This window comes from Sporichthya sp., from assembly GCF_013815995.1.
GTDB lineage: Bacteria > Actinomycetota > Actinomycetes > Sporichthyales > Sporichthyaceae > Sporichthya.
Window position 1 is genome coordinate 24,161 of the sequence record NZ_JACDFE010000009.1, and the last position, 16,002, is coordinate 40,162.

General features: G+C 70.0%; 12 protein-coding genes. 6 read left to right on the plus strand and 6 right to left on the minus strand.

Annotated features, from left to right (window positions below; all coding sequences use genetic code 11):
• Positions 1–42: 42 nt before the first annotated feature.
• Positions 43–1,113 carry an alpha/beta hydrolase fold domain-containing protein gene (locus tag H0X00_RS02270; RefSeq protein ID WP_293767071.1) on the plus strand — a complete coding sequence of 357 codons (1,071 nt, stop codon included), beginning with the start codon at positions 43–45 and terminating at the stop codon, positions 1,111–1,113.
• A gap of 27 nt (positions 1,114–1,140) precedes the next feature.
• On the opposite strand, the gene H0X00_RS02275 is transcribed toward H0X00_RS02270, so the two are convergent.
• From H0X00_RS02275 to H0X00_RS02295, 5 genes are all read right to left on the minus strand, one after another.
• Positions 1,141–1,794, minus strand: coding sequence for a TetR/AcrR family transcriptional regulator (locus H0X00_RS02275; RefSeq protein WP_293767072.1), 654 nt, complete (start codon positions 1,792–1,794; stop codon positions 1,141–1,143).
• 247 nt (positions 1,795–2,041) lie between these two features.
• Positions 2,042–3,634 (minus strand): phosphoglycerate dehydrogenase, encoded by a 1,593-nt coding sequence (gene serA / locus H0X00_RS02280; protein ID WP_293767073.1) that lies wholly within the window; start codon positions 3,632–3,634, stop codon positions 2,042–2,044.
• Between the two features lie 168 nt (positions 3,635–3,802).
• Positions 3,803–4,786, minus strand: a complete 984-nt coding sequence (gene ilvC, locus H0X00_RS02285; protein ID WP_367186396.1) for a ketol-acid reductoisomerase — start codon at positions 4,784–4,786, stop codon at positions 3,803–3,805.
• A 100-nt stretch (positions 4,787–4,886) separates the two neighbouring features.
• Entirely contained in the window at positions 4,887–5,411 is a 525-nt protein-coding gene (gene ilvN / locus H0X00_RS02290) for an acetolactate synthase small subunit (RefSeq protein ID WP_293767075.1), read from the minus strand.
• 1 nt (position 5,412) lies between these two features.
• Entirely contained in the window at positions 5,413–7,191 is a 1,779-nt protein-coding gene (locus tag H0X00_RS02295) for an acetolactate synthase large subunit (protein WP_293767076.1), read from the minus strand.
• A 280-nt stretch (positions 7,192–7,471) separates the two neighbouring features.
• Here H0X00_RS02295 and H0X00_RS02300 point away from each other — a divergent pair, with 280 nt between their 5' ends.
• The 4 genes from H0X00_RS02300 (at position 7,472) to fahA (ending at position 14,754) form a co-directional block, all read left to right on the plus strand.
• Positions 7,472–8,653 (plus strand): PQQ-dependent sugar dehydrogenase, encoded by a 1,182-nt coding sequence (locus H0X00_RS02300; RefSeq protein ID WP_293767077.1) that lies wholly within the window; start codon positions 7,472–7,474, stop codon positions 8,651–8,653.
• Between the two features lie 421 nt (positions 8,654–9,074).
• Positions 9,075–11,324, plus strand: coding sequence for a beta-propeller domain-containing protein (locus H0X00_RS02305; protein WP_293767078.1), 2,250 nt, complete (start codon positions 9,075–9,077; stop codon positions 11,322–11,324).
• 77 nt (positions 11,325–11,401) lie between these two features.
• Entirely contained in the window at positions 11,402–13,501 is a 2,100-nt protein-coding gene (locus H0X00_RS02310) for a beta-propeller domain-containing protein (RefSeq protein WP_293767079.1), read from the plus strand.
• 41 nt (positions 13,502–13,542) lie between these two features.
• Entirely contained in the window at positions 13,543–14,754 is a 1,212-nt protein-coding gene (fahA, locus tag H0X00_RS02315) for a fumarylacetoacetase (RefSeq protein WP_293767080.1), read from the plus strand.
• Positions 14,755–14,872: 118 nt separating this feature from the next.
• Here fahA and H0X00_RS02320 read toward each other — a convergent pair whose 3' ends face one another.
• Complete coding sequence (locus H0X00_RS02320) at positions 14,873–15,460, minus strand: DinB family protein (RefSeq protein WP_293767082.1); 588 nt, start codon at positions 15,458–15,460, stop codon at positions 14,873–14,875.
• A gap of 81 nt (positions 15,461–15,541) precedes the next feature.
• Here H0X00_RS02320 and H0X00_RS02325 point away from each other — a divergent pair.
• Positions 15,542–16,002, plus strand: a 461-nt coding sequence (locus tag H0X00_RS02325) for a MerR family transcriptional regulator (RefSeq protein ID WP_293767083.1), incomplete at its 3' end; no start/stop codon positions are given.

Here is a 16,002-nt window from a genome sequence, read left to right on the forward strand (position 1 = left end):
GGTAGGTTTTCTCCTCCGAACACCGGCGATCAGGAGACGACGATGAGCGCTGACCCGACCCGTCCCGGCCGCCTCGGCGACCCCGACCTCAGCCTGGGCACCGACCCCCGCAGCGATCCCCGCATGGTGGCCGCGCTCGCGCCGTTCGGGATGGACGCCAACGGCGCGGAGGTGCCCCTCCCGGCCGACCTGACCCTCGACCAGATCCTCGCGACCTGCGGCGCGTTCGAGGAAGGCTTCGGGCAGGTCTTCGGCGCGCTCGCCGCCGGCAACCAGCCCGTCGCCGGGGTGACGCGGGAGACGACCTCGATCGCCGGACCCGACGGCAACGACATCACGCTCTACGTGCACCGTCCGGCCACGGCCGACGGCCCGTTGCCCGCCGTCGTCCACCTGCACGGCGGCGGCCAGGTGATCCTGGACGCTGCGGCGCCGACCTACGTGCACTGGCGGGACCTGCTCGCGGCGACCGGCATGGTCGTGATCGGCGTGGAGTTCCGCAACGGCGCCGGCAAGCTCGGGCCGTACCCGTTCCCGGCCGGGCTGAACGACTGCACCGCCGCCACCCGGTGGGCGCTGGACAACGCCGCCTCGCTGGGGATCAGCAAGGTGCTGCTCTCCGGTGAGTCCGGCGGCGCGAACCTGTCGCTGTCGGTGGCGCTGCGCGCCAAGCGCGAGGGCTGGGTCGACCGGATCGCCGGCGTCTACGCCATGTGCCCGTTCATCCACGGCGACTGGTCCAACCCGCCGGCGGACGTGCCCTCGCTGACCGAGAACCAGGGGTATTTCTTCCACACCAGCACCGCCGCCGTGCTGGCCGCCGCCTACGACCCCACCGGCGAGAACGCCGGCGACCCGACGGCCTGGCCGCTGCGCGCGACCGGGTCCGACGTCGCCGGGCTGCCTCCCCACGTCATCTCGGTCAACGAACTCGATCCGGTCCGTGACGAGGGCCTGAACTTCCTGCGCCTGCTGCTGGCCAACGGCGTGGAGGCGGCCGGCCGGGTCGTCGTCGGCACGTGTCACGCCGCCGAGGTGGCGATGCCCTCGGTGCTGCCGAACGTGGCCGCGTCGACGATCCGCGACATCAAGGGCTTCGCCGACTCGGTTTAAATGGCGGCCTCCGGCCGCGTCGCGGCGTCAGCTACCGCTGAGGGGCCGTCCGGCGCGCAGGTCGTCCAACGCGATCAGCAGCAGGCGCCGGGCGGCCGGCCAGGCCTCGCCCTGCGGCGCACCCCAGCCCTTGTCGAGGTGGGCGACCGCGAAGCCCTGGATGACGCTCTGTACGAGTTCCAGGAAGTCCGGCCACTGCGGGTTGCGCATCAACTCGGGCCCCCAGCCGTCGGCGGCGATCCGGCAGACGCTGTTGATGTTCTCGGCCGACATGCGCTGGAAGTTCTCGTTGAGTTGCTTGTCGGTGCGGGCGTGCACCGCCACGGCCAGCCAGGCCTGGAACAGCGGGCCGCCGAAGTAGATGTCGTCGAAGATCTGCCCGTCCCGGTCGGGGTTCGCCAGCCACCCCGGCACCTTGGACCGCAGCTCCCGCAGCAGCGCGACCATGCCGTCCTCGATGACGGCGATCGCCAGGTCGGACTTCTGCGCGAAGTAGTGCATCAGGCTGCCGCGCGAGACGCCGGCCCGCTCGGCCACGTTCGCGAACGTCATCGAGTAGTAGCCGGACTCGGCCAGGATCTCCAGGCCGGCCACGCTGATCTTGGCCAGCGCGACCGCGCGCCGCTGCGCCTGGGTCTGCCGTGGCCGGACTGGCACCGACTTCTTCGGCCTGCCGCTCACGGCGGACACCGTAGCGGTCACCCCTCCCCTGCGGGACGTCGTCCCGGGCGGGTGCATGTCAGCTCGTGTGCAGGCTGACATGCGCCCCCACGGGCTGCTGATGCGCCTGAACCGGGCGCAGTCGCGGCAGGAAGCCCCCGGAATCCGCGAACGGCCTACGACATCCCGGACGTACTGGCTGTGGCCGGCGCGGACACCGACCGCTTGAGCTCAAGCTCCCGGCCGGCGTCCGCGAGGTCCACGTGACTCAGGTCAGGTCGACCGCACGGGCCCAGTCGGCGTCGATGGCCTGGGCCAGCTCGTTCAGGACGTCGCCCGGGACGGCCGAGTCGACGGTGAGCGCGACCAGGGCCTGCCCGCCCTTGGCGGTCCGGCCGACCTGCATGCCGGCGATGTTGACCCCGGCCTCGCCCAGCACCCGGCCGACCGTGCCGACCACACCGGGCCGGTCGGTGTACCGGAAGAACGCCAGGTGCTCGGCGACCTCGATGTCGATGTCGTAGCCGTCGATCTCGACGACCTTCTCGACCATGCGGCGGGCGCCGGACAGGGTGCCGGAGACCGAGATGACCTCGCCGCTGGGCAGGGTGCCGCGCACGGTGATCAGGTTGCGGTAGTTGGGGCTCTCGGCGCTCGTGGTCAGGTGCACCTCGACGTTGCGCTCCTGCGCGAACAGCGGGGCGTTGACGTAGGAGACCGAGGCGTCCTCGGAGATGTCGGTGAACACGCCCTTGAGGGTCGCGAGCTCGAGCACCTTCACGTCGTGCTTGGTGATCTCGCCGCGGACCTCGACGTCGAGGCGGTCGGCGACGCCGCCGGCCAGCGCGGTGAAGATCCGGCCCAGCTTCTCGGCCAGCGGCAGGCCCGGGCGCACGTCCTCGGCGATGACCCCGCCCTGGACGTTGACCGCGTCCGGGACCAGGTCACCGGCCAGCGCCAGGCGCACCGACTTGGCGACCGCGATGCCGGCCTTCTCCTGCGCCTCGTCCGTGCTCGCGCCCAGGTGCGGCAGCGCCACGACGTTGTCCAGCTCGAACATCGGGCTGTCGGTGCAGGGCTCCTTGGCGTAGACGTCGAGGCCGGCGCCGGCGACCCGGCCCTCCTTGAGGGCGGCGTAGAGCGCGGCCTCGTCGACGATCCCGCCGCGGGCGGCGTTGATGATGTGCACGGTCGGCTTGACCAGGCGCAGCTGGTCCTCGCCGATCAGACCCGAGGTCTCCGGGGTCTTGGGCAGGTGCACGGTGATGAAGTCGGACTCGCGCAGCAGCTCGTCCAGGCCGACCAGACGGACACCCAACGCAGTGGCGCGGGCGGCCGGCACGTAGGGGTCGTAGGCGATCAGGGTGACGTCGAACGCGGCCAGACGGGCGGCGACCAGGGCGCCGATCCGGCCGAGGCCGACCACGCCGACGGTCTTCTCCGCGACCTCGACGCCGGTGTACTTCGAGCGCTTCCACTGCCCCTGCTTGAGCGAGGCGTGGGCCGGCGAGATGTGGCGAGCGCTGGCCAGCAGCAGCGCGACCGCGAGCTCCGCGGCGGACGTGATGTTGGACTGCGGGGCGTTGACGACCATGACGCCGGCCTTGGTGGCGGCGGCGACGTCGACGTTGTCGAGGCCGACGCCGGCGCGGGCGACCACGCGCAGCTTCTTGGCCGCGGCCAGGGCCTCGGCGTCCACCTTGGTGGCGGAGCGGATCAGAATCGCGTCGACGTCGGCGATCGCGGGCAGCAGCACCGCGCGGTCGGCACCGTCACAGTGGCGGATCTCGAAGTCGGGACCGAGGGCCTCGACGGTGGCGGGCGACAATTCCTCGGCGATCAGGACCACAGGCTTGGTCACAGCACGTTCCTCACGACGATCGGAAGGCGGGGGCGCGTCGGTCGGAGCTCAACAGTGGAGCGACACGACACTGTGCCCGGGCGCGCAACATGAGTGTAACGAACGACAACTCCCCGCCCGGACCGGCCGGGCGGGGAGTTTCGGTGACGCTTTGGTGACCTACAAGGGTTAGGCCTGGATCCAGCTCATGAGCGGGCGCAGCTTGGCCCCGGTCTGCTCGATCGGGTGGTTCTGGCCTTCCTCGGCGTACTTCTTGTAGTTGGGGAGGCCGGCGTCGTACTCCGCCATCCAGTTCTTGGCGAAGGTGCCGTCCTGGATCTCGCCGAGAATCTTCTTCATCTCGGCCTTGGTCTCGGCCGTGACGATCCGCGGACCGGAGACGTAGTCGCCCCACTCGGCGGTCTCGGAGATCGACCAGCGCATCTTGGAGATGCCGCCCTCGTACATCAGGTCGACGATGAGCTTCACCTCGTGCAGGCACTCGAAGTACGCGACCTCGGGCTGGTAGCCCGCCTCGATCAGGGTCTCGAAGCCGGCCATGATCAGGTGGCTCAGACCGCCGCAGAGGACGACCTGCTCACCGAAGAGGTCGGTCTCGGTCTCCTCGGTGAAGGTGGTCTTGATGATGCCGGCGCGGGTGCCGCCAATGCCTTTGGCGTAGGACTTCACCAGGTCCCAGGCCTTGCCGGTCGCGTCCTGCTCGACGGCGATGATGCAAGGAACGCCCTTGCCCTCCTGGAACTGACGGCGCACCAGGTGGCCCGGGCCCTTCGGCGCGACCATGCAGACGTCCACGCCGGCCGGCGGCTCGATCAGGCCGAAGCGGATGTTCAGGCCGTGACCGAAGAAGATCGCGTCGCCCTCCTGCAGGTTGTCCTTCACGGACTCGTTGTAGAGCTTCCGCTGCACCGGGTCCGGCGCGAGGATCATGATCACGTCGGCCTCGGCGGCGGCCTCGGCGGGAGTGACGACCCGCAGGCCCTCCTCCTCGGCCTTGGCCCGGCTCTTCGAGCCCTCGGGCAGGCCGACGCGGACGTCGACCCCCGAGTCACGCAGCGAGAGCGCGTGCGCGTGGCCCTGGCTGCCGTAACCGAGCACGGCCACCTTGCGGCCCTGGATCACCGACATGTCGGCGTCGTCGTCGTAGAACATCTCTGCAGCCACGGGGGCAACTCCTCAAATCTCGCTGACGTCCGACCACATGTGGGCTACCGGACGCTATTGGTCGGACGTTGGCGAACAAACGGGTGGGTCAGGCGGTGCGCTCGACCGGGCGCAGGCTCCGGTCGGTGATGGAACGGGAGCCGCGACCGATCGCGACCATGCCGGACTGCACGAGCTCCTTGACCCCGAAGGGCTCGAGCATGCGCAGCAGGGCTTCGAGCTTGTCGGCGCTGCCGGTGGCCTCGATCGTCACCGCGTCCGTGGAGACGTCGATGACCTTCGCGCGGAAGAGCTGCACCGTCTCCAGCACGTGCGAGCGGTTCTCTGTGTCGGCCTTGACCTTGACCAGGACCAGCTCGCGCTGCACCGACGTGGCCGGCTCCAGCTCGACGATCTTGATGACGTTGATCAGCTTGTTCAGCTGCTTGGTCACCTGCTCGAGCGGCTTGTCCTCGACGTTGACCGCGATCGTCATCCGGGAGATCTCCGGGTGCTCGGTCGGGCCGACCGCGAGAGAGTCGATGTTGAACCCCCGCCGGGCGAACAGGCTCGCGATGCGCGCGAGCACACCCGGCTTGTTCTCGACCAGGACCGACAGCGTATGGATCGTCATGTCAGCTTTCCTCTTCTTCGCTGCGGTCCCAGGTCGGGGCCAGGTCACGGGCGTACTTGATGTCGTCGTTGCTGGTGCCGGCGGCGACCATCGGCCACACCATGGCGTCGGCGTGCACCACGAAGTCGATGACGACGGGGACGTCGTTGATCTCCAACGCCTTGCGGATCGTGGCGTCGACGTCCTCGGCCTTCTCGCAGCGCAGGCCCACGCAGCCGTAGGCGTCGGCGAGCTTGACGAAGTCCGGGATCCGCTTGGACTGCAGGTCGGTGTTGGAGTAGCGGCTGTTGTAGAACAGCGTCTGCCACTGCCGCACCATGCCGAGGTTGCCGTTGTTGATGACGGCGATCTTGATCGGGATGCCGTTGATGGCGCAGGTGGCCAGCTCCTGGTTCGTCATCTGGAAGCAGCCGTCGCCGTCGATCCCCCAGACGACCGCCTCGGGGCGGCCGGCCTTGGCCCCCATCGCCGCGGGCACGCAGTAGCCCATGGTGCCGAGGCCGCCGGAGTTGAACCAGGTGTCCGGCTTCTCGTACTTCACGAACTGCGCGGCCCACATCTGGTGCTGGCCGACACCGGCGCAGTACAGCGCGTCCGGCCCGGAGATGGCGCCGATCCGCTCGATCACGTACTGCGGGGAGAGCGAACCGTCCTCGAACGTGTCGTAGCCCAGCGGGTAGCGCGCGCGCAGGTCGGAGACCTGGGCCCACCAGTCCGCGTAGTCGCCCTTACGGCCGGCCTCGTGCTCGGCCTGCAGCGCGACGATCAGGTCGGCGATGACCTCACGCGCGTCGCCGACGATCGGCACGTCCGCGTGGCGGTTCTTGCCGATCTCGGCCGGGTCGATGTCGGCGTGGATGACCTTGGCCCCGGGCGCGAAGGAGGGCAGGTGACCGGTGACGCGGTCGTCGAAGCGGGCGCCGAGGCAGATCAGCAGGTCCGACTTCTGCAGCGCGCCGACCGCCGAGACGCAGCCGTGCATGCCGGGCATGCCCAGGTGCAGGTCGTGGCTGTCCGGGAAGGCGCCGCGCGCCATCAGGGTGGTGACCACCGGGATGCCGGTCAGCTCGGCCAGCACCTTGAGTTCCGCGGACGCCTTGGCCTTGATGACACCGCCGCCGACGTAGAGGACGGGGCGCTTGGCCTCGATGATCAGCTTCGCGGCCTCGCGCACCTGCTTGGCGTGCGGCCGGGTCACCGGGCGGTAGCCCGGCAGGTCCATGCTCTCCGGCCAGGTGAAGCTGGTCATCGCCTGCAGGGCGTCCTTGGCGACGTCGACCAGGACCGGACCGGGACGGCCGGTGGAGGCGATGTGGAAGGCCTCCGCGACCGCCCGCGGGATCTCGGCCGGGTCGGTCACCAGGTAGTTGTGCTTGGTGATCGGCATCGTGATGCCGCGGATGTCGGCCTCCTGGAAGGCGTCCGACCCGATCGCGCCGCTCGGGACCTGGCCGGTGATCGCCACGATCGGCACCGAGTCCATGTAGGCGTCCGCGATCGCCGTGACCAGGTTGGTCGCGCCCGGTCCGGAGGTGGCCATGCAGACCCCGACCTTGCCGGTGGCCATCGCGTAGCCCTGGGCGGCGTGCCCGGCGCCCTGCTCGTGGCGGACCAGGATGTGCCGGATCGACGAGTCGAACAGGGGGTCATAGGCCGGCAGGATCGCCCCGCCCGGGATGCCGAAGATGATCTCGACCCCCGCGGCCTCCAGCGAGCGGATGAGCGACTGGGCTCCGGTCAGCTGCGCAACGGGGGCTTGCGACGGGTGCGGATCAGACATCGGGGTTCTCTTCTCGTGTGCGTTCGTGGCTGTTCAGTGCGGAATTCAGCGCGGGGAAACAAAAAACCCCCCGAGCCCGGAGCGGGCCTAACGGAGGGTGGCGTGCACGGCTGAGTCAGAACTCAGGCGGCACGCTCGACGAGTACTACGGTCATGGGCAGACACATGAACGAACCGTCGCCGATCGGCTGCGCGGTGTCAAGTTGGGTACTCCGCCGGTCCAGAATGCGAGATGGGCACTCCTAGGGTCGAAACAGCGTTGGTGGGGCAGGGAGTGCAGATGGCGAACAGATGGATCCACGGCGCGCTGGTCGGAGCGGTGGCGCTCGGGCCGGTCGGCTGCGGGGACGCCGACGGGGAATCGGATCCCCAGTACGAGGTCTCGCTCACTGAGCTTGACTCCTCGGGCCGGCCGGTGGTCCGCACTCCTGGCCCCCAGGAAGTCGTCGAGGCCCGCGATCCGACCAACCTCGGCGTGCGGTCGGCGCCAGTCCGCGTCGCCTCCACGATCGCCACCGGGCTGGAGTCGCCCTGGGGCCTGGCCTTCCTGCCGACCGGCGGGGCGCTGGTCTCCGAGCGGGACACCGGCGAGATCAAGCTGATCGACGCCGCCGGCAACGACTCCACGGTCGCCACCGTCCCGGGCGTCGAGCACGGCGGCGAAGGCGGCCTGCTCGGCATCGCGGTCGGCCCGAACTTCACCGACAAGCCGGAGTTGTACGCCTACTTCACTGCCGCGGCCGGCAACCAGATCGTGCGGATGGACTACTCCGAGACCGGTCTCGGCAAGCCGGAGGTGCTGGTCGACGGGATCGAGAAGTCCGGGATCCACAACGGCGGTCGGCTGGTGTTCGGCCCGGACGGGATGCTCTACGCCTCCACCGGTGACGCCAGCGACAAGCCGAAGTCGCAGGACAAGACCAGCTTGAACGGCAAGATCCTGCGGATGACCCCGGACGGGAAGCCCGCGCCGGGCAACCCCGACCCTGCTTCGCTGGTCTGGTCCTATGGCCACCGCAACGTCCAGGGCCTGGCCTTCGACGGCGATCAGCTCTGGGCCTCCGAGTTCGGGCAGAACTCCTTCGACGAGCTGAATCGGATCGAGGCCGGCGACAACTACGGCTGGCCCGAGGTCGAGGGCGACGAGGGTGGGGACGAGTTCACCCGGCCGCAGCGGGTCTGGGCCACCGAGGACGCCTCCCCCAGCGGGATCGCGATCGCGGGCGGTTCGGTGTGGATGTGCGCCCTGCGTGGCGAGCGCCTCTGGCAGATCCCGCTGAACAACTCCGGGGCCGGCAGCGGGACCGGTGAGCCGGTCGCCTGGTTCGAAGGCGACTACGGACGGTTACGCACCGTGGCGCTGGCCCCGGACGGCACGCTGTGGCTGATCACTAGCAACACCGACGGCCGCGGCGACGAGAAGAACGGCGACGACCGGATCCTGCGCGTGAGGATCAGCTGAGCCGCACGGCACCCCACAGCCGCATCTTCTGCAGCGTTGCGCGCCCTTCGAGGCGCCGCGATAGGCGCGCCAGGCAGCGCAAGATGGGTGGTTGTGGGCGTTAAACGCAGAGGGCGAGCACGGGATACGTACCGACCGCCTGGCGGGGCGCCCCGATCGGATCCCCTCCGATCCCGACCGTTGCATCGGTACCCATCATCGTGCTCGCTCCTCGGCGAGCAGAGCTGCGCGTAGTCCCCTCCACCACAGGCAGTTCTGAGCGCTCGCTGGGGCTTGGACGCACGGAAATCCGAGCCGGTTCCCTGTCCGGCGTCGATTTGGGGAGAAATCTCGGGAGATGGCCGATCCGGGCGAACGTTTTCCGCCCTTCCGCCGTCCTCGGTCCGGAAGCGCTGCACAAGCGCCAGGGGCTGGAGGGCACATGAGCGTCCACGATCCGAGTCACGCGACGAGCAATCGGCGGCGGCGGCGCTGGCCGGCCCTGGTGGTCGGAACCGGGATCGTGGGCGCGGCCACGCTCACCCTGACCCTGCTGAACCCGCTGGGGAGCTCCTCCGCCGCGGCCGGCGAGCTCACCGCGTTCGACGATTGCGACGCCCTCGCCAAGCACATGAGCGGGCTCGCCATGGACCGGATCCTGGACTCGCGCCGGGACTACGACGAATACGGCCCCGAGGTGCAGGCCGACTCCGGCGGGTCGGGTGACCGAGCGGTCCCGCCGATGCCCCCGATGGACGCCCCGCAGGGCGGCACTACCACCGGCTCGGCCGGATCGACGGGCGCCGGCACGGCCGGGAGGGACACCGCCGCCGAGGCCGGCGGGATGGCGGACTCGAGCGAGGGCACCGCGACCGGGGCGGCGCCGGCGCCCGCAGTCGCCAGCGGCGAGACGTCCAAGTCGGGCTCTTCCGCGTCCGACGCGGTCGGCAACTCCGCTTCCGGCACCAACACCCAGGAGGCCGGCGTCGACGAGGCCGACCTCGCCAAGACCGATGGCCGCCTGCTCGTCACCGCCCGCGACAACCGCCTGGTCGTGATGGACGTGTCCGGCCGGACCCCGAAGGCCCGCGGTTCGGTCCTCCTGACCGGCCAGCGCCCGCTCGAGCTGCTGCTCGCGGGCGATCGCGCGATCGTGATCGGCACCGCCGACACCCGCCAGCGCTACCTCGAGGACGAGGCGAGCGCGGACGGCCGCGGCGCCTCGGAGCTGACCACGCTCTCCGTCATCGACCTCTCGAACCCGGACCGCCCCGTCGTGGTCAGCACGCAGGAGGTCACGGCCCGCTACCTCTCCGCGCGGATGACCGGCGACACCGTCCGCCTCGTGCTCTCCAGCACGCCGGACGTGCTGCGCACCTTCAACTCAGGCTGGTCCAACCGGAAGTACTTCGACCCGCGCTACGACCGCGGCTCGACCTTCGACGACGACACCTTCATCGACGACGCCCGCGTGCGCCTCGCCCGGATCCCCGGCGAGGACTGGCTGCCGATGGTCCGCGACGTGGACCGCAAGGCCCGCACCGCGAGCGAGACCCCGCTGCTGGACTGCTCCGACGTCAGCTACCCGGTGGCCGACTCCGGGATGGACCTGCTCACCGTGCTCTCGATCGACACCGGTCTGACCGACTCGCTCGAGCGGGCCGCCGCGACCGCGCTGGTCGGCAGCGGCGACCTGGTCTACGCAACCCAGGACAAGCTGTTCGTCGCGACTACCGACGGCGGCTGGAACGACGCCCCGATCGCCCAGTTCGGCGCGCGTCGCAACGGCGGCGTCAGCACCCGCGTGCACTCCTTCGACATCACCGGTGGCGACGCCGAGTACCTGGCCTCCGGCCGGGTCGACGGCTACCTCTACGGCCGCTGGGCGATGTCGGAGAAGGACGGCCTGCTGCGCATGGTCACCACGACCACCGCGCCGTGGAACCGCGGTGGCGGCGCCAGCCAGACCGGCGTGGTGGTTCTGGACACTGCCGGCAAGCGGATGCGCGAGATCGGCCGCGTCGACGGCATGGGCTTCACCGAGACGGTGCGCGCCGTGCGCTGGTTCGACGACGTCGCGGCGATCGTGACGTTCCGTCAGACCGACCCGCTCTACCTGGTGGACCTGTCCCGCCCAGAGAGCCCGCGGGTCCGCGGCGAGCTGGAGATCCCCGGCTATTCGGCCTACCTGCACCCGATCGGCGACCACCGCCTCCTCGGCATCGGCCAGGACTCCGGCCTGCAGGTCTCGAACTTCGACATCCTCGACCTGGCCGACCCGCAGCGCACCGACGTCCTCAGCTTCGGCCGCGGGACCTCCTCCCCCGTCGAGAACGACCCGCGCGGGTTCGTCTACCTGCCGAGCCGCTCCCTCGCGGTGCTGCCGGTGTTCTCGAACGGGGACTCGCTCGGCTTCCAGTGCCCGCCGAACGCGAACTGCGCCATGCCGTCGATGCCGATGCGCGACGGGAGCTACACCCCAAGGGCCGAGGCCGACAACGGTCTCGTGGCCGTGCGCGTCACGGAGGACGGCAAGCTGAAGAAGGTCGCGTCCTGGTCCGACACCGACGGCCGGCGCGTCATCAAGCTGATCCCGCTCGCCGACGGCCGGATCGTGGCACTGGACTACCAAGGCGTGCGGATCTTCGACGCGGAATCCCTCCAGCTGTTCGGCTCGGCCATGTACCGGTAGGCGAGCCACTGCACCAAGAACCGACCAACCCGGGCTGCACCCCCGGCAAAACGACACACACTGAGACGGTGGCGGACATGAGCGGTCGTACCCGTAAGACGCGGATGCGCAAGGCAACAGCGGGCACCGGTGCCGCGCTGGCCCTGGTGCTGAGCTACGGCACGGTGACCGGTGGCGTCGGCCAGGCGGCGGCGAGCGAGCTGCCGCAGTTCTCCGACTGCGACGAGTTCACCGCGTACATGCGCAGCATGGCCGAGTCCGAGGTCACCGCGTACGGGCTCGGCGGCGGGCCGATGATGTACAAGACCGCGCCGATGACCGCCGAGGGCTCCCCCGCCTCGGACTCCCGCGCCGGCGCCGCACCGAGCGCCGCGGTCGGGAATGGCCCGACCGGGACCAATACCCAGGAGCGCGGGGTCGACGAGCCCGACATCGCCAAGATCGACGGCACCCGGGTTCTGAGCCTGGTCAACGGCAAGCTCACCGTCGTCGACGCCTCGGGCAGCAAGCCCGAGCTGGCCTCGACCCACACCTTTCCGGAGAACGAGTATCCGAGCGAGCTGATGGTGCTCGGCGGACACCGGGTGATGGTGCTCGGCACCGGCTACGAGCAGCAGGACCCGGCGGCCGACGAAGCCGCCGGCAAGCGCGCGCCCGGGTTCGCGCCGGAGTACTACCGGCCGGCCACCTCCTACGTCGTGCTGACCGTGCTCGACCTGACCAACGCGACCCGGCCCAAGCTGGTCCGCACCGAGAAGATCACCGGCAGCTACATCACCGGCCGGCTCACCGACGGCGTCGCCCGCATCGTGCTGACCAGCCAGCCGCGTATCGCCTTCAGCTCCCCGCGCGAGGGCGAGCCGGAGACGCTCGCGCTGGCCCGCAACAAGAAGGCCGTCCGCGATGCGAAGGCCGAGGACTTCCTGCCCGAGCGCCAGGTCTTCGACAAGGCCGGCAAGCTGCTCCGCAAGGTACCGCTGATGGGCTGTGGCGCGGTGCGTCACCCGTCCGTGCACTCCGGGCTCGGCATCATCTCGGTGCTGACGCTGGACACCGCCGACGGCGGTAGCAAGCTGGACAAGGGCCGCGCCGCCGGCGTCGTCAGCAACGGCGAACTGGTCTACGCCTCGGCGGACCGCCTCTATGTGGCCACCACCGACGGCGGCTGGAACTCCCCGCGCCCGATCGACGTGACCACCAACTCTCCGCGTGAGCAGGAGACCCGCACCCGGATCCACGCGTTCAACGTGACCGGCCGCAACGACAGCCCGTACGTGGCGACCGGCTCAGTGCCCGGCTTCCTGTTCGGGCGCTGGGCGCTCTCGGAGTATGGGGGCAAGCTGCGGGTGGCCACCACCACCGGCCAGCCGTGGGCGCCGCCGGAGGGCGCGCAGTCCCAGAGCAGCGTGATCGTGCTCGGCGAGCGCGGCGACGAGTTGCGCAAGCTGGGCTCAGTCTCGGGGCTCGGCAAGGGCGAGCAGATCCGCGCCGTCCGCTGGTTCGACGACCTGGCCGCCGTGGTGACCTTCCGTCAGACCGACCCGCTGTACCTGGTCGACCTCGCCGACCCGGCACACCCCGCGATCCGCGGCGAGCTGAAGGTCAACGGCTACTCGGCCTACCTGCACCCGGTCGGCGGCGACCGGCTGCTGGGCGTCGGCCAGGACGCCGACGACACCGGCCGGGTCACCGGCCTGCAGATCTCCTCCTTCGACCTGCGCAACCTGGCCAAGCCGACCCGCACGGCGGCCCTCGGCTACGGCCGCGGCTACACCGACGTCGAGAACGACTCCCGCGCGTTCACCTACCTGCCCGGCAAGCGCCTCGCGGTGCTGCCGGCCTGGGTGACGCAGAAGGTGCCGTGCCCGCCGGACGCCCAGTGCCTGTCGGCGGACGGCAAGCCCACCTTCGTCGGCGAGATCCAGGTGCCGGCCGCGCTCGGGATCATCGTGGGTGCCGACGGGACGTTGAAGAAGGCGGGCAAGTTCGTCGCCGACTCCTACATCGTCCGTGTTCTGGCGATCGGCGACCGCCTGGTCGCGATCACCGGGAACTCCATCGTCTTCCTGAACCCGGACACCTTCGCCCCGACAGGCTCCGTGAAGATCGCTCAGGACCAGCCGAAGGCGGTTCCGATGGAGGACACCGCCTCCGTCTCCCCGCCGCCGTCGCGCTGATCACTCACCGCCCCACCCGGACGTTGCGGTTGGATGCATCTATGGCGACGCGTTCCTGGGTGCCCGTGCCCGAGGGGTCCGACTTTCCGCTGCAGAACCTGCCCTATGGGGTGTTCTCCACCTCCGGTTCGGAACGCCGGTGCGGGGTGGCCATTGGTGAGCACGTGCTGGACCTGGCCCCGGTGCTCGGGGACCAGAGCTTCGCGGCGCCGTCGCTGAACGGCTTCCTGGCGGCGGGGCGGGCCCGGTGGGAACAGGTCCGCCGGTCGCTGACCAGCTTCCTGTCCGACCCCTCGCACGCGATCGATGTCGAGCCACATCTGATTGCGCGTCAGGATGCCACGCTGCACCTGCCGTTCGAAGTCGCCGACTACGTCGACTTCTACGCCTCCGAGCACCACGCGATCAACGTCGGCCGGATGTTCCGGCCGGACGCCGATCCGTTGACGCCGAACTGGAAGCATCTGCCGATCGGGTATCACGGCCGGGCGGGGACGGTCGTGGTGTCGGGCACCGAGGTGGTGCGGCCGTGCGGGCAGCGTAAGGCGCCCGACGCCCCGCCGACCTACGGTCCTTCGCAACGCCTCGACATCGAGGCCGAGGTGGGGTTCGTGGTCGGCGTCGGGTCGGCGCAGGGCACCCGGGTGGCCGTCGAGGACTTCCGCGAGCACGTGTTCGGCGTGGTGCTGCTCAACGACTGGTCGGCGCGGGACATCCAGTTCTGGGAGGGCCAGCCGCTCGGGCCGTTCCTCGGCAAGTCGTTCGCGACTTCGATCTCACCGTGGGTGGTGCCGCTGCAGGCGCTGGAATCAGCCCTGGTCGCTCCCCCGCCGCAGGACCCGGAGCCGCTCGGGTACCTGCAGACCGCCGGGCCGACCGCGCTGGACCTGGCCCTCGAGGTCGCCCTCAACGGCCACGTGATCTCCCGGCCGCCGTTCGCCGGCATGTACTGGACCGCGCCGCAGCAACTGGCCCACCTGACGGTGAACGGGGCCTCGTTGCGCACCGGCGACCTCTACGCCTCCGGCACGGTCTCGGGACCTGAACGGGACCAGCGTGGTTGCCTGCTCGAGCTGAGCTGGAACGGCACCGACCCGGTGCACCTGGCCGACGGCACGTCCCGCACGTACCTGTCGGACGAGGACACCGTCGTCATCCGCGCGACCGCGCCCGGCGCGGACGGGGTGCGAATCGGCTTCGGCGAGCTCCGAGGAACCGTGCTGCCAGCCGCCCCGGGCGGAGCCGGCGCCTAAGCGACGGCTACACATCAACGTTGAAACGGGTGGTGCGACTTTCGGTGTCGAGACGCCACACAAGTCACAACGTTGATCTGTGGCCTGCGGCGACGATGACAATCGGCTTCGGCGTGCCTCAGAGGAACCGTGCAGCCAGCGTCTCCAGCCGGGCGCGGTACTCCGGCCAGCTGATCTCGTCGGGCAGGTTGGGGTTCTCGGCGCGCAGACCGGCCTGGCTGTCGATCAGCTCGCGGACGATGTCGATGTGGCCCGCGTGCCGGTTCGTCTCCGCGACCATGTGCAGCAGGATCACCTGCAGCGTCACCGGGTTGCGTTCGGCCGGCCACCACGGCACGTGGCCCTCGGCGTCCAGCCCGAGCTCGGCGAAGGTGGCGTCGGCGATCTCCCAGGACTTCCGGTAGAGCCCGACGATCTCATCACGGGTCTCGTCCGCCTTGGCGTACATGTCGGCGTTGGGATCGCCCTCAAGGTCGTACCAGTCGAGCTTGATGTCCGTGGCCCGGCCGAAGGTCCAGCCGAAGTAGCCGATCTCGACACCGGCGAGGTGCTTGACCACGCCGAGCAGGTTGGTGCCGGTCGGAGTCATCGGGCGACGGATGTCGTACTCGGACATCCCCTCCAGCTTCCAGAGCACCGCCTCGCGGATCGTGCGCAGGTAGCGGATCAGGTCGGCCTTGGGCTCGTAGACGAATTTCTCGGTCATCCCTCCACCCTTCCACCGGTCACCGACAACACGCGCGAACTCGCTTGACCCTCACGCAGCGTGAGCCCTCACTGTGTTGGCATGGACGGGTACACAGTCGGCGAGGTCGCCAAGCTCTCGCGCGTCTCGGTGCGCACCCTGCATCACTACGACGAGCTCGAGCTGCTCACGCCCGCGGGACGCAGCCCGGCCGGCTACCGCCTGTACTCCTCCGGCGACCTGTGCCGCCTCCAACAGATCCTGTTCTACCGGGAGCTGGAGTTCTCCCTGGAGGAGATCGCGGCGATGCTCGCCGACCCGGCCACCGACACCGACGAGCACCTGCGCCGCCAGCATCGCCTGGTGCGCGAGCGGCAGTCCCGCAACGCCGCCCTCCTCGCCGCGATCGAGAAGGAGATGGAGGCACGACAGATGGGCATCTCGCTCACCCCCGAGGAACAGTTCGAGATCTTCGGCACCGACAAGATCGCCGAGTACCAGGAGGAGGCCAAGGACAAGTGGGGCGACACCGACGCCTGGCGTGAGTCCCAGCGACGGTCGGC

Coding starts and splice junctions, on each gene's coding strand:
- H0X00_RS02270 (WP_293767071.1), top strand. CDS start 43: ATGAGCGCTGACCCGACCCGTCCCGGCCGCCTCGGCGACCCCGACCTC.
- ilvC (WP_367186396.1), bottom strand. CDS start 4,786: ATGTTCTACGACGACGACGCCGACATGTCGGTGATCCAGGGCCGCAAG.
- ilvN (WP_293767075.1), bottom strand. CDS start 5,411: ATGACGATCCATACGCTGTCGGTCCTGGTCGAGAACAAGCCGGGTGTG.
- H0X00_RS02295 (WP_293767076.1), bottom strand. CDS start 7,191: ATGTCTGATCCGCACCCGTCGCAAGCCCCCGTTGCGCAGCTGACCGGA.
- H0X00_RS02300 (WP_293767077.1), top strand. CDS start 7,472: ATGGCGAACAGATGGATCCACGGCGCGCTGGTCGGAGCGGTGGCGCTC.
- H0X00_RS02305 (WP_293767078.1), top strand. CDS start 9,075: ATGAGCGTCCACGATCCGAGTCACGCGACGAGCAATCGGCGGCGGCGG.
- H0X00_RS02310 (WP_293767079.1), top strand. CDS start 11,402: ATGAGCGGTCGTACCCGTAAGACGCGGATGCGCAAGGCAACAGCGGGC.
- fahA (WP_293767080.1), top strand. CDS start 13,543: ATGGCGACGCGTTCCTGGGTGCCCGTGCCCGAGGGGTCCGACTTTCCG.
- H0X00_RS02320 (WP_293767082.1), bottom strand. CDS start 15,460: ATGACCGAGAAATTCGTCTACGAGCCCAAGGCCGACCTGATCCGCTAC.